This is a genomic window from Lysinibacillus sp. LK3 (assembly GCF_001043675.1).
GTDB lineage: Bacteria > Bacillota > Bacilli > Bacillales_A > Planococcaceae > Lysinibacillus > Lysinibacillus capsici.
In genome coordinates, this window is the sequence record NZ_LDUJ01000027.1 from 48,735 (window position 1) to 64,489 (window position 15,755).

Genomic DNA, 15,755 nt, shown 5'->3' on the forward strand with positions numbered 1-15,755 from the left:
TATACACATCTATGTTATACTAAAATGGTTGTCAAAATCGTAGTTACGAATGAATTGTCTAACATCTAAACTTGATTATTTATTTGGAGGTATTTATACATGTCAGCAAAATGGGAAAAACAAGAAGGTAATATCGGTACTCTTACAATCGAAGTACCTGCTGCAGAAATCGACGCAGCAATGGACCAAGCGTTCAAAAAAGTTGTAAAACAAATTAACGTACCAGGTTTCCGTAAAGGTAAAATGCCTCGTAAAATGTTTGAACAACGTTTTGGTATCGAATCTCTATACCAAGATGCATTAGAAATCATCGTTCCTGAATCTTATGCAAAAGCAATTGATGAAGCTGGAATTATGCCAGTTGATTACCCAGAAATCGCTGGTACAGAAAACTTTGTACACGGCCAAGATTTCACATTCACTGCACAAGTAACAGTGAAACCAGAACCAAAGCTAGGAGACTATAAAGGTCTAGAAGTATCTAAACTTCCAGTAGAAGTAACGGATGAAGAAGTTGATGCACAAATTCAAGATCAATTAGCTCGTAAAGCAGAGCTTGAAATCAAAGAAGACGAAGCAATCGTAGAAGGTGATACAGCTGTGATCGACTTCGAAGGTTTCGTTGGCGAAGAAGCTTTTGAAGGTGGTAAAGGTGAAGACTATCCACTAGAAATCGGTTCAGGTTCATTCATTCCAGGTTTTGAAGAGCAACTAGTTGGTGTTAAAGCTGGCGAATCTAAAGATGTTGTTGTTACATTCCCAGAAGAATATCATGCAGCTGAATTAGCTGGTAAAGAAGCTACTTTCAAAGTAACTGTGAAAGAAGTTAAAACAAAAGTTCTTCCTGAGTTAAATGATGAATTTGCAAAAGAATTAGATCCAGAAGTTGAAGGCGTTGAAGCTTTACGCGCTAAAATTAAAGAACAAACTGCAGCTCAAAAAGAAACAGAATCAGATGCAGCTCTTCGTGATGAGCTTGTAGAAAAAGCAGCTGAAAATGCGGATTTTGAAGTACCAGCGGGTATGATCAACTCTGAAACTGATCGTATGTTACAAGAATTTGGTCAACGTTTACAAATGCAAGGTATGAATCTAGACCTTTACTACCAATTCTCTGGTCAATCAGAAGAAGACTTACGTGGCCAAATGAAAGAAGAAGCTGAAAGCCGTGTGCGTGTATCATTAACACTTGAAGCAATTGCTGAAGCTGAAAAAATTGAAGCATCTGAAGCTGATATTGAAGCAGAATTAGAAAAAATGGCTGCTCAATTTAACATGACAAAAGATCAAATCACAAGTGCTTTAGGTGGAACAGCAGTACTTGAAAATGACATCAAAATCCAAAAAACAGTTGAATTTTTAGTAGAAAACGCTAAAATTACTGAATAAGATTTTGTGTAATTAGATACCCAAAAAAACAAGGTACGGCATTCTTCCGTGCCTTGTTTTATCACATAAACTCTTAGCAATCAGTCCCCTTAACATTTAATTCACTTTATACTTCACTTATACATAGTATTGTTTTAGTTTTTATCTTCATTCAGCAGATGTTTTTGTATCCAAAGTATAATGTCAGGTACAAAAAACTACCATCTCACATAGATGGCGAGCTGTAAGCCTTTTAACCTTTTTAGTGTGTGTTTAAACCACGACTGAATGAAGATAGTGCCTGCTGGCATGCGGCAAGGATTTAGATTGAAGTCCTGGCGCTATTAGAGTCAAGGCGAAATTGATACGATGCTAAACTTAACTTCATTCAGAAAGGTTCTAACTAAATAAAATTTATTTTTTGAGTGATATACCCTTGGTTGATGAATGTAGTAGATTTATAAATAGAGATCAGTAGTTTGTAGTGTGTCGGAAGTGAATAAATGTAACTTTATAGCAGTATAAGGTGGCGAAGTAAGCAGGTTCCTATAGCATGCTTCGAAAGACAAATGAAGTAAAGTACATGACGATGCGTTATAATCTACACATGCATAATTACTGAGGCGTAAATGATGCAGACAATTTATTTGATAAAGGTTCAATAATCTTGTAAGATTGTTGCTTGAATAGGGGTGAAACATATTGTTCAAATTTAATGATGAAAAAGGCAATTTAAAATGCTCATTCTGTGGAAAACCACAAGAACAAGTGCGTAAATTAGTTGCAGGTCCAGGTGTTTATATTTGTGATGAATGTATCGAGCTTTGTTCAGAGATCGTTGTAGAGGAACTAGGTGTAGAAGAGGAGATCGAATTCCAAGATATTCCAAAACCAAAAGAAATCTTAACGATTTTAGATGAGTATGTAATTGGACAAGAGCGTGCTAAAAAAGCATTGGCAGTCGCAGTTTACAATCACTATAAACGTATCAATACGAATAGTAAAATTGATGATATTGAATTAGCAAAATCGAACATTGTGTTAATCGGCCCAACTGGTAGCGGTAAAACTTTATTAGCTCAAACGTTAGCACGTATTTTAAATGTTCCATTCGCTATTGCGGATGCTACCTCCTTAACTGAAGCAGGTTATGTTGGTGAGGACGTTGAAAATATTTTATTAAAGTTAATCCAATCAGCTGATTATGATATCGAACGCGCTGAAAAAGGGATTATCTATATTGATGAAATTGACAAGGTTGCACGTAAGTCGGAAAATCCATCTATTACACGAGATGTTTCCGGCGAAGGTGTTCAGCAGGCACTCCTAAAAATTCTTGAAGGAACAGTTGCAAGTGTTCCACCACAAGGAGGACGAAAACATCCTCATCAAGAATTCTTACAGATCGATACAACCAATATTCTTTTCATTGTTGGCGGTGCATTTGATGGTATTGAAACCATCATTAAACGACGTCAGGGTGAAAAAGTAATAGGATTCGGTTCAGATCCGAATAAAGTAGATGTAGATGAAGGTTCTATCATGTCCAAGCTGATTCCTGAGGATTTATTGAAATTTGGTTTAATACCAGAGTTCATTGGTCGATTACCTGTACTTGCGAGTCTGGAGCAATTAAACGAAGCAGCACTAGTACAAATTTTAACAGAGCCGAAAAATGCACTAGCCAAGCAATATCAAAAAATGCTTGAATTAGATGGCGTTGAGCTTGAATTTGATGAAGATGCTCTTGTGGCAATTGCTAAGGAAGCAATTGAACGTAAAACAGGTGCGCGTGGTCTTCGTTCAATTATTGAGTCAACAATGCTTGATGTAATGTACGAATTACCTTCACGTGAAGACGTGAAAAAATGTATCATTACAGCAAAAACAATTACGGATAAAGAAAAACCGAAATTGCTTCTTGAAGATGGCACTGAACTCGATGAAGGTAGCGACACTAAAACTTCAGCATAATGAATAGACGTGGCTGTCTACCGTTGTGAGATAGAGAGTAATTAGCTGACTTCGATTGTGCAATATTCGCACATATCGACAGTCAGCTTTTTATTCATTCCTACATAAAGCCAGCTGTAACTTGAAGAAATTTTTGGCTCGCTTCAATATCTAGTGTGAATCAATTTTTTAAACACATACTAGTAGCGCGGGATGTTAACATGAAAATTTTGACGGAGGTGAATGCCCGCATGGTGACAATACAAAAAACAACAAATGTACCATTATTGCCTTTGCGTGGACTTTTAGTATTCCCATCGATGGTGTTACATATTGATGTGGGTAGAAATCGTTCTGTAGCGGCGCTTGAGCAGGCAATGTTAGAGGACCAAATGATTTTATTGGTAACACAAAAAGAAATGCACGATGAACAACCTGAAGAGCAAGATTTGTATTCAGTTGGTACAATTGCTTATGTCAAACAAATGCTTAAATTACCAAATGGCACGTTACGTATCCTTGTAGAAGGAGTTGCTCGTGCAACGTGGAAAAACTATCGTGCGTTAGAGAAGTATACGGTTGTCGATATTGAAATTAAAGAGGAGTCAACGGAAAAAGATGTAGAAACACAAGCATTGATGCGGACATTGTTGACGTATTTTGAAAAATATGCAAAATCCTCCAATAAAATTACAACTGAGACGATCAATACTGTAACGGATATTGAAGAGCCTGGCCGTTTAGCTGATATTATTGCTTCTCATTTGCCGTTTAAAATTGCCGACAAGCAAGAAGTATTGGAAATGCTAAGCGTTAAAAAACGACTAGATCATTTAATTATTCGCTTGCATGATGAACAGGAAGTATTGGATCTAGAAAAGAAGATTAATTCCAAAGTAAAGCAGTCAATGGAGCGTACGCAAAAGGAATATTATTTACGTGAGCAAATGAAAGCTATCCAAACGGAGCTGGGAGATCGCGAAGGGAAAACTGGAGAAGTTGCAGAATTACGGAAGCGTATCGACGAAGCTGGTATGCCAGAAACAACAAAGGAAGCAGCACTGAAAGAATTAGATCGCTATGAAAAAATACCTGGAGCTAGTGCTGAGAGCGGTGTTATTCGCAATTATATTGATTGGCTTATTTCATTACCGTGGACAAATGCTACAGAGGATCGCATGAATATTGCCCATGCTGAAAATATTTTAAACCGAGATCATGATGGATTAGAAAAAGTCAAAGAACGTGTTCTAGAATATTTAGCAGTACGTCAGCTGAAAAATTCACTGCGAGGACCTATTTTATGCTTAGCAGGGCCTCCAGGTGTTGGTAAAACATCATTAGCTCGCTCCATTGCCGAAAGTTTAGATCGAAAATTTATTCGTATTTCTTTAGGTGGTGTTCGAGATGAATCGGAAATTCGCGGACATCGACGTACGTATGTTGGTGCAATGCCAGGACGTATTATTCAAGGAATGAAAAAAGCAGGTACCATTAATCCAGTATTTTTATTAGATGAAATCGATAAAATGTCGAATGATTTTAGAGGTGACCCTGCAGCAGCCATGCTTGAAGTTTTAGACCCTGCGCAAAATAATACATTTAGTGATCATTATATTGAGGAACCATATGATCTATCTAATGTGTTATTTATTGCAACTGCCAATGATTTAAGTAGCATCCCAGGACCATTATTAGATCGTATGGAAGTAATATCTATTGCAGGCTATACTGAAATCGAGAAAGCTCAAATTACAAAAAATCATCTTATACCAAAGCAGCTTAAAGAGCATGGCTTGAAAAAAACGCAAGTGGTAATCAAAGATGAAGCAGTCACTGATATTATACGTTATTATACTCGGGAAGCAGGAGTTCGCGGTTTAGAACGACAAATCGCTACGCTTTGCCGTAAAATTGCCAAAGTAATTGTATCTGGTGAGAAAAAACGCGTAACGGTTAGCTCAAAATCATTACAAGATTTACTAGGTAAACATCGTTTCCGCTATGGACAGGCTGAAAAGGAAAATCAAGTGGGTGTCGCTACTGGACTTGCTTATACAACAGTTGGTGGAGATACATTACAAATTGAAGTTTCTTTAACACCAGGTAAAGGGAAGTTACAACTAACTGGTAAGCTTGGTGAAGTAATGAAGGAATCGGCTCAAACAGCCTTATCCTATGTTCGTACGAAGATGGAACACCTTAATGTGGATGCAGAATTTTTTGATACTCATGATATTCATATCCATGTACCAGAGGGCGCTGTACCTAAAGATGGACCATCAGCTGGTATTACAATGGCAACTGCTATCGTTTCGGCTATTCTACATCGCCCGATTCGCCGCGAGGTAGGTATGACAGGTGAGATTACCTTGCGTGGCCGTGTATTGCCAATCGGCGGCTTAAAAGAAAAAACATTAAGCGCTCACCGTGCAGGATTAACGACAATCATTTGTCCAAAGGATAATGAACGTGATATAGAGGATATTCCTGATAGTGTACGTGAGCAACTAACATTTAAACTAGTGACATCGGCTGATGAAGTTTTAGCTTATGCGCTGGACGGAGGTTTTTAAAAAATGAAAGTCCATAATGTCGAAATGGTCATTAGTGCGGTACGACCAGACCAATATCCAGAAGATGGACTGCCAGAATTTGCATTAGCAGGTCGTTCGAATGTAGGAAAGTCTTCCTTCATAAATCGAATGATCGGACGTAAAGCTTTAGCACGTATTTCATCTAAGCCTGGTAAAACACAAACCCTTAACTTTTATAAGATTGAAGAACAGCTATTTTTTGTAGATGTTCCAGGGTATGGTTATGCAAAGGTTTCTAAAACAGAGCGTGAGGCATGGGGAAAAATGATCGAGCGCTATTTTACAGGACGCCAGGAGTTAAAAGCAGTCGTACAAATTATAGATTTGCGACATCCTCCGACAGCTGATGATCGTATGATGTATGATTTTTTAAAGCATTACAATATTCCTTGCATTGTCATTGCAACGAAGGCAGATAAAATTCCAAAAGGTAAATGGGATAAACATAAGAAAATTGTCAAAGAGACACTGGAGATGGAAAAAAGTGATTCACTTATTGTCTTCTCATCAGAAACGGGTCTTGGCTTTGAGGAAGCTTGGAAAACAATCGAAAATAAAATGTAATAAAAAACATCTATTGTATCTAAACCGTTAGGACAATAGATGTTTTTGTATTTTCAATCGAGTGGTGTAGAAAATTAGGGAAAATACTTGATGATGAAACTATTTGTCCGATAAATTAGATAGGAGGTGGACTAGATGGATATCGCAGCTTTATCGATGGCAATGAACCAAGCAACACTTATGCAAAATGTATCTTTAGCTGTTACGAAACAGGCAATGGAAATGCAACAGCAAAATACAGAACAGTTAGTTGAAATGTTAGATGCTCCACATCCAACAGCCGGACATACAATTGATATTCAAGTATGAGTAGTAGGCAAGGTAGCTTGAAGTTAAAAGCTACCTCAACTTTTGTTTTTAGAAATAAATTCAAGAAGGCCTAAAATGTAACTTTTCGAATAAGAAAAACTACCAATAATACGATATACTAATAATTAGTAAGGAGGCAGGTTTTTTGAAAAAATATTTATACATACTGATGATTACGTTACTGATGATAGTTGGTTTTTCCTTTAATCAATCTGCTAAAGCAGCCCAACTAGTGACAGGGACATTTGTTGATGTAACGTTTTCGGAATATACGAAGCCTGATGGTACGATAGAAAAGCAACTTAGTAAAATTACATTGGAAAATGATCGTGGACGAACAGTAACCTTTAATATTAATAAAAATACTAGATTATATATTAATAATACGTCTACAACGATTGAGGGTTTTAAGATGGGGATGGAAGTCGAGGCTGAAATTTCTCTTAGAAGTGTTGTTGAACTTCGCGGTACCTCTTATACACCAACAGAAACAAATGTACCATCAACAGGAAGCAGTAACGGTAAAACAACTGCTGGTGTCGTCACGAGTATTGATCCAAATGGTTTATTTATCATGGTAAAACCAGATGTTGGCACAGAAACGACATACTATTTAAACAAAGAAACCAATTATCAAAAAGGTTCTTCTGCAACAGATATTAGTGCATTATACGTTGGGGATCGAGTTAAATTAAGTTTCAAAAATAAAACTTCCTCAATCATATCAAAGGTAGCTATCAGTGAAACAGGTACGCTCGTTGAAAACTTATATAAAGGCGAGATACAAGCGGTTAATCCTAATGCCAACAAGCTTACCGTGAAAAATCAGCATGCCTTTGTAAACTGGCAATTTGGCTCTCAAACAACAAATGATCTTTCAACTATGCCTTTTACATCCAAAGTACCAATCTATGTTGGGAATACAAAAGTCGAGAAAGGTCAGCTGAAAAATTATATAGGTAGCGAAGCATACTATGCGACCGTTAAACAATTTGGTAAGGAAGTAATCGAGAAAATTGTCGTATTAAAAAATAATGAAAGAACATATTACGAACCAATGCTGTCTGTTGATACAGATTACCAACTACTGAAACTGAAAACAGCAGGAACAATGTATTTCCATAATGGAACTATTTTAATTCGAAATGGACGATTAATTGAACCTACTGGTCTTATGGCATATGGTACTGCTTTTGTCGTGGCTGATGGTGCTACTCGTGATCACTATGCCCAAGTAATACAAGTTACAAGTGATAGCTTCATGTCACCTAATCTCGCAGGTCATGAATTATATTATGGACGCTTATCTCAAGCAGATGGATATGTAATTGAAATTGACGATGCGATGAAGATTGAATCAAATGTTTTCAAGAAAGCAGATCGTACTGTACTGTCAGTTAGTAATTCAACGAAAGCCATGGTAGATGACGGCAATAAAACATATAGTGTCATGCCAGATATTGAACTTTACTTATCTGAGGGAGACTATGGTTATTTCTATGTGAAGGAAGGCCATGTACAAGCTCTTCATATTTTAGACAAGGCTAAACCTGTTGCCCCTCTAATGCTTGCAGGGAAATTACAGTCTGTGAAATCTACGTATCCTGCAGTCATTAATGTCAAGAGTGTTAGTCAATGGCAAAATGGTCGTTGGTATGAAGCGGGTGAAATGGTTAATATGAATATTGACCAAGCGACACTGATTAAAGCAGGTAAGGTGATTCAAGCTTCTGACTTACAGCCATCTGATCGGTTAGTTGTATTATCAGATCGATTTGTTAAAGCTCATTTTATTTTGGTAGATTAGCATAAATATTAAACTAAAAAATCTGCGAGTCTCATGCGAATATGTTTCATAATCGAAAGATGAAGAAGTTACTTCGAATAGGCTAAATTGTGTATATATTCGCAAGACGAGCAGATTTTTTAGTTATATTAGAAACAAGCTTCATTATGCACGCAAATGCACAGTGAAAGAGAGGAAAAGCGAATGCAAAAAAAATTATCTAAAATAATGTTTCTAGTCCTTGCTGTCTTTTTGATTGGAACAACTATTCCATTCAATGCATCAGCCGCTTCATTAGAAACAACAGGTGCTGTAAAAAACGAATATACATATGAAGAAGCTGTGTTCCTTTCAGGGACACCTGTTATTTTTAAAGGGACAAGTAAAGATATTAAAATTGCTCAAAAAGAATCAAAAGGTAAATTAACTGAAACGTATAGCATGAAGTTAACAGCAAGCAATGGCGCAACATTGACAAGAAATATTGCCTATGAATCAGATGTAGTGGATTATGCAGTTCTTGGTCAAAAAACATCCAATGGTGAAGTGAAGAAATACACTGAAAAAATCACAATTGGCGCCATTACTTATTCCTTAGTCGATTATCAATTTTCACAAGGAACAGTTACTGATAATCGTGCAGCCTCTGATTATTACTCAGGAAATATTATTTCTAGAAAAACCTATGCTTTTGAAACAGGAAAAGGAAAAAATGCTGTTCAAAACACAGTAACAATTGAAACAGATAGTCGACATGCAGGCTATGAGAACTTCTGGGGTGCGACAGAAACTCAAATCACGGAATCTGTTTATTCTTATAGTGATGGTAAAACAAGTCATGTGAAAAATCGTTTATCTACAAGTAAATCACGTGTTTTAAATTATGAGGAAAATCTCGGTAGCTTAGGGAGTTTTGAAGGTGGATATGCAGTCGTAAGTGAAAAGGATGTTATTTCTGAATATACATACGACCTATCTTCAGGACAAAAAGGTACACTTGATTTAGATACAGAGTACATGCCGACAATTGAACGTCTTATCATTCCTAAATTCAGAGATTTAACAACCCATTATGCGAAAGAAGCAATTGAAAAACTTTATTCTCTAGGTATTTACTCAGATTCAAGTAACTTCTTTTCTCCTAATACACCAATGAAACGTGTTGATTTTACGACGGCTATTGGTAAAGCGGTTGATTTACGTGTGTTTGAAGAAAAGAAATCAAAAAAGACACCTACTACAAGTGTTTTTAAAGACTTGAAGCGTTCTATCAAAGATTACGGTTATATTGAATCAGCGTTAAATAAAGGGATAATCAAAGGTGTATCAGCTGACTACTTTAAGCCAGACAATGCTATTAATCGCGCACAGGCTGCAACTATCTTTGTCCGTGCCTTAGGACTTGAAAATAGAGCACCTGATCCTGGCTACTTAACTAAATTTACAGATGACAAACAGATTCCAAATTATGCGAGAGATGGCATCTATATAGCGAATGAACTTGGCTTAATGATTGGTGATGCTGCTGGTCGTTTTAATCCAAATAAACCACTAACGCGTGCAGAGGCGTCAGTTGTTTTAGAACGATTCTTGAAATATTTAGAGGATGACTTAAAACAAAACTATCGTGATGACATATTGTTCTTTAACTAAAGAAAGGATGGAACAAAAATGACATATGTAAAAAAAGCATTGCTTGCTATGCTTTGCTTCATGCTTCTACTGATGACAGCTACACCTACTGTTACGCAAGCAGCTACAACAATTAGAGATGTTCCAACAAATAGCAATAATTATAAAGCTATTTCATGGGCGGTCGATAATGACCTGATGTCCTTAAATAGTGCAAGTAACTTTTTACCAAATGATCAAGTGACAGATCGCGATCTTGTTCTGATGTTTGCCAAACTAGATCGTAACTATGCTTTATCTTATATTGATAGTGTTGCTTATAATTTCTATAGTGATTTTTATTTACCATTTAATGGTACACATGTAAATACGAATCGAACAAAAGCTGTAACACGTGGCCAATTTGCCCAAATTTACGCGGCTTTTAAAGGCTTAGATTTAGATGAGCCACAGGCAGTTCAATATTTATATTCAAATGATTTATCTACAAGCTCTACAGGCAAAAACACTTTCGCTAGCTTTAACCCATCCACAAAACTAACACGGGGTGATGTTGCTGTATTTTTCTATCGTGCTGTTCAAAATAGCACTTTCGCAGTACAAGGATTAAAACGTAGTCCAGCTGGTCGTGATAATGATAGCATTACGTTACCACCTGGTTTTATGGGATCTAGTAGTGCTGATTTTGAAGAGCCAAAGGATAATTCAAATGATTTTACTGGACCAAATAATGTTAATAATGCATTGCAGAGTATCTTGGTGGAAAAGCCTGATTTAATTGCAAATAATGTGGATACAACACTAGTTACAGTTTCTTTAAAGGCTTGTAATGGTGATCCTATCGCTGATGATAAATCTTATTCATTCCGCGTGAAGGCATCCTACGGAAATATTGTTGATACTTCAGGTGAAGCAGTTGACATTGTCCAATCGGATGGTTCAACGGTATCTGCTATAGTGGTAGCACCAAAATTAACTAAATCAGTACGTGATACAATAACTTTTGAGCTGATTAATAATACGGACCCAGCAATGAAGTGTCTTGTTGGTGAGAAACTAAACGCAGAAGTGCGTTATGCACCACAGCCTGAATTGCGTATTGATTACCAAGTATACGACCCAGCAAATACAGATGATAATGGGAGCGTGATTCCTGAATTTCCAAAAAGTGAAGATATTCCAGAGTTCTTTACGCAAAACTTAATTGATGTTTATAGCCCAGTTCCTCTAAATGCTAATTCAGATAAAAAATTATTTAGTATTGGGCAGCAAACAAATGTGACGGACGTTTTAGGGAATGTGCAAAACATCTATTTGCGTTACGGTGGATCTGATCCTAAATATCCGGCATTAGGTTATGAAAATGCTATTCTTCAATTTGAAAACTATGATATTTCTGTTCACTTATTTGAGGAACTTTTAAAGACACGTTTTGAGAACTCTGTTACAACGCCAGCTAAAACGGAAATAATGTATTTAATTGCTGACGATGGTCGTCCTATTTATCGCGTTCAGGGCATAGATGATGATATTGCCTCACAGGTAGAGAACATTAATCCAGTCGGCGCCATTATTCAGCTTATGAAAGAAATGCCAGATGAAAAAGATTTAACATTAGAACATTATGATAGTGTTATGAAGATTTATTCGATCTTCACAAACTTAAGTAACTATGACCGCACGGTTTTATTAAAATACCAAGGCGGTAAATTACTTGGACAAGTAGAGGCGTTTAAAAAACGAGTAGAGGCCCTAAAGGAAAGTGCGGATGCTGCATCAAGACCATCAGGAAAAGATCGTTATACAAAAGTAATGGTGACTTTAGTGCGTCCTGGTGGAGAGCCTATTACAGATTATCAAGGAACAGTCAAAATTAAGTATGACGGAGTAGAAAAAACAGCTTCATTCATTACGAACACTTCTGATCCATTAAATAATACAGGGAATCCAGGTACTGCTGTAGCCTACTTTGATTCAGTTATATATGGCAAATCTAAAGTGGAAGCAAGACTTGTCAATCCAATAGACCCTCGCTATGCAACGTCCTTGAAGGGTTTAAAAGATAAAACAGTGACGAAAGATATTTTTACGAATCCATACTTCAGTAAAAACTCTTGTTCTTTAGCAACAGAAATTGCCTATGTAGTGGATTATTCTTCTTCCATGAAGGCTGTTGATCCAACAAATTATCGTGGGAAGAAAATGATTGAACTAATCAATCAATTAAAGGCTAAAAATAACATAGTCATTGAAACCAATACAAAAGCGACAGTACTTGGAGAAGGTACAACAGAAAATGTGTTGAAAAAAGATCTTTATAAAGCATCGAAAGATAAGGGTGCAACCGATATTTTTGCAGGCATCGATATTGCTTTAACAAAATTCTCGAACGATTCGAAAACATCCAAAGCGATTGTCGTTGTATCTGATGGTAAAACGAGTAAATCAAAAATGACAAAAGTTATAAATGAAGCGAAAAAGCAAGGTGTCAAAGTATACACAGTAAGTATGGGCAAAAAATCACAAGTAAATGACGCCACTTTAATGCAATTATCTTCAGAAACGGGCGGAACGTACTTCCATGCAATTGATAATTTGCAATTGCATCAAGTCTTCCAGAAGTTAATTGATACAATTTTATGTAAAACGCAAGCTTCAAGCTGTATCAATCCAGAAGATTTATTTGAAGAGACAAGTGTTTCGCTACGAAAAGGTTATATTACAATGAGTGCTCGAGTTGATGGTAACTGTCAAAACGTTGCGAAGATGAATGTACGTTTTAATTCAATCAGTGGAGATGTCCAGTTTGATTTGCAAAAGCGTAGTGATCAAGTGTATATGTTAACAAAAACTGTTCAAACTATGCAGGACTTTAAAGTCAATGATGAGATTGAGTTTATAGCATACGATAAAGATGGAAATATGATTGCAATAAAGAGTGTTACAATAACAAATTAATGAGAAAACTGCCTCCGATAATGGGGGCAGTTTTTTAATTTGAAACAACACGTATAATTTGTTACACTTAGTTTATAATAATTCTAATGTAGATGACGAATTGCAGTTCTTCATGACATGTTCACAAATTATTGATGAACTCTTGTCGAACTGTGCTATAATGAGATTTGTGAATTAGAACGTGTGAGGTGTTATTCATGCATACCATCGTAGTAGGCTTGAATTATAAAACAGCGCCTGTTGAAATACGTGAGAAGTTATCATTCATTGAGAGTGAACTGCCACAAGCAATGGAAGCGCTGCAAAAGCAAAAAAGTATATTAGAGAACGTAATTGTTTCGACATGTAATCGTACAGAAATATATGCTGTTGTGGATCAATTGCATACTGGACGTCATTTTGTGAAACAATTTTTAGCCAACTGGTTTGATTTGCCTGTGGAGACATTTTCTTCGTATTTAACGATTCGTGAAGAAGATGAGGCAGTCGAACATTTATTTAAAGTGACAGCTGGAATCGATTCAATGGTTCTAGGTGAAACACAAATTTTAGGGCAAGTAAAAAAAAGCTTTTTAAGTGGACAAGAGATTGGCACAACAGGAACGGTATACAATCAGCTATTTAAACAAGCAGTAACATTTGCAAAGCGTGCTCATAATGAAACAGCGATTGGTGAGAATGCGGTATCCGTTTCCTATGCGGCCGTAGAATTAGCAAAGAAAATTTTTGGCTCATTACAACGCAAGCATGTAGCTATTTTAGGTGCAGGAAAAATGGGGGAACTTGCAATTGAGAACCTTTACGGTAGTGGTGTAGGGAAAGTTACTGTCATTAACCGTACATTTGAAAAAGCAGAAAGCTTAGCAGCTAAATTCCATGGTGAAGCTAAATCAATGAAGGAATTACAATGTTCTTTGTTAGAAGCGGATATTTTAATTACTTCAACAGGTGCTACTGATTATGTTATTGATTATGAGCTAATGCAATTTGTGGAACGTTTACGTAAAGGAAAACCATTATTCATGGTAGATATAGCGGTTCCTCGTGATATTGACCCACGAGTTGGCGACCTACCAAATGTATTCCTATATGATATTGATGATTTACAAGGTATTGTCGAAGCGAACTTAGCAGAGCGTGAACGTGCAGCTGCTGATATTACTAATATGATTGGCGAAGAAGTTGTGCAATTTAAAGACTGGGTAGCTACTCTTGGGGTAGTGCCAGTCATCTCAGCATTACGTAAAAAAGCAAATCGTATTCAACAAGAGACTATGACAAGTATCGAAAATAAAATGCCAGATTTAACGGAACGTGAACGTAAAATTTTAAGCAAACATACAAAATCTATTATCAATCAATTGTTAAAAGAGCCAATCTTGCAAGCTAAAGAAATGGCTAATTCTCCAAAAGCAAATGAACAGTTACGTTTATTCCAACAAATTTTTGGTATAGAGGATGCTGTGGAAGCTGAAGTTCATGAGATGACAAAGCAAGAGCTTGAGCGCAAAGAACGCGCACAGGTATCTCAGACTTCTACTGAACCAAAGTACTCTTTCTAAATTATCTATTGCGCTCACGTAGAAAGCTGTGATTGTACATGGGTGTTACGCGCAATTGGATTTTCTACTGATATTACATGAGGCGTTTTCGTATCTGTATGGTAAACTAAGGATACGAAAACGTTTTTTTGTTTTCTATGCTAAAATAGTTTATTAATTTCACGACAAAGAAGGGATGTCTATTGGCTGATTTGACCATGACGAGGCTCTATGAAGTGATGATCGTCTTGTATGCGATCAGTCTAGTTTTTTACTTTACTGATTATTTTTATAAGCAAGTACGTGCAAGACGCATTGCTTTTTGGCTTGTTTCATTTGTATGGATGATTCAAAGTGCCATTATCATTTTAACGTTTGTGGAAACGAAGCGTTTTCCGATTTTATCCTTGTCTGAGGGAATACTTTTTTATTCCTGGTTACTCGTGACGTTATCCATTATCCTTCATTGCATAGCAAGGGTGGATTTACCTGTGTTTATTATTAATATACTAGGATTTTTATTCGCTAGTATATTTACTTTTATGCCGAAACGTCCTACAGGAGCTGTCGGGGATACTTTAATTTCAGAGATGCTTTTTATTCATATATCATTTGCAATATTGTCTTATGCAGCGTTTACATTAACATTTGTGTTTGCCATTTTGTATCTCGTTCTATATCGATTGCTGAAAAAGAAAAAGTGGTCGCATTTATGGACTAGATTGCCTTCCTTGCAGCAGACAAGTAGCTGGATGAATATTTCATTTTTCATTGGAATTCCGATGTTATTTATAAGTTTAATATTAGGGTTTGAATGGGCACTATTAACATTAGAGAGTCTTTCGATTTTCGATGCGAAAATCATAGGGTCCTTCATTATTTTAATTTTGTATTGTTTTATCCTATATGTGAATCGCAAAAGCAAGCTGACAGGTACAACTTATGCATGGGTACATATTTATGCCTATCTATTAGTTGTTGTAAACTTCTTCTTAGGTAGTAGTTTATCGCGATTCCATTTATGGTATTAGAAGAAAGGTTGGAGAC

General features: G+C 36.4%; 10 protein-coding genes. All 10 read left to right on the forward strand.

All coding sequences use genetic code 11. From position 1 onward, the window contains the following. Window positions 1–99 precede the first annotated feature (99 nt). Window positions 100–1,389, forward strand: coding sequence for a trigger factor (gene tig / locus VK91_RS19095; RefSeq protein ID WP_048395116.1), 1,290 nt, complete (start codon window positions 100–102; stop codon window positions 1,387–1,389). Between the two features lie 681 nt (window positions 1,390–2,070). Continuing rightward, on the forward strand, window positions 2,071–3,342 hold the full coding sequence (clpX, locus tag VK91_RS19100; RefSeq protein WP_036075657.1) for an ATP-dependent protease ATP-binding subunit ClpX: 1,272 nt from the start codon (window positions 2,071–2,073) through the stop codon (window positions 3,340–3,342). Window positions 3,343–3,572: 230 nt separating this feature from the next. Beyond that, window positions 3,573–5,897 (forward strand): endopeptidase La, encoded by a 2,325-nt coding sequence (lon, locus tag VK91_RS19105; protein ID WP_048395119.1) that lies wholly within the window; start codon window positions 3,573–3,575, stop codon window positions 5,895–5,897. A gap of 3 nt (window positions 5,898–5,900) precedes the next feature. Further along, a complete protein-coding gene (gene yihA / locus VK91_RS19110; protein WP_048395121.1) occupies window positions 5,901–6,482 on the forward strand; it encodes a ribosome biogenesis GTP-binding protein YihA/YsxC in 582 nt (193 codons plus the stop codon). Window positions 6,483–6,617: 135 nt separating this feature from the next. Continuing rightward, window positions 6,618–6,791, forward strand: coding sequence for a YjfB family protein (locus tag VK91_RS22595; protein ID WP_081011007.1), 174 nt, complete (start codon window positions 6,618–6,620; stop codon window positions 6,789–6,791). A 145-nt stretch (window positions 6,792–6,936) separates the two neighbouring features. Next, window positions 6,937–8,598 carry a hypothetical protein gene (locus VK91_RS19115; protein WP_048395123.1) on the forward strand — a complete coding sequence of 554 codons (1,662 nt, stop codon included), beginning with the start codon at window positions 6,937–6,939 and terminating at the stop codon, window positions 8,596–8,598. A 183-nt stretch (window positions 8,599–8,781) separates the two neighbouring features. Then, entirely contained in the window at window positions 8,782–10,230 is a 1,449-nt protein-coding gene (locus tag VK91_RS19120; RefSeq protein ID WP_048395125.1) for an S-layer homology domain-containing protein, read from the forward strand. An 18-nt stretch (window positions 10,231–10,248) separates the two neighbouring features. Then, window positions 10,249–13,167, forward strand: a complete 2,919-nt coding sequence (locus VK91_RS19125) for a VWA domain-containing protein (RefSeq protein ID WP_048395126.1) — start codon at window positions 10,249–10,251, stop codon at window positions 13,165–13,167. A gap of 197 nt (window positions 13,168–13,364) precedes the next feature. Next, entirely contained in the window at window positions 13,365–14,729 is a 1,365-nt protein-coding gene (gene hemA, locus VK91_RS19130) for a glutamyl-tRNA reductase (protein WP_048395129.1), read from the forward strand. Window positions 14,730–14,911: 182 nt separating this feature from the next. Beyond that, on the forward strand, window positions 14,912–15,739 hold the full coding sequence (locus VK91_RS19135; RefSeq protein ID WP_004226624.1) for an inner membrane protein YpjD: 828 nt from the start codon (window positions 14,912–14,914) through the stop codon (window positions 15,737–15,739). Window positions 15,740–15,755 lie beyond the last annotated feature (16 nt).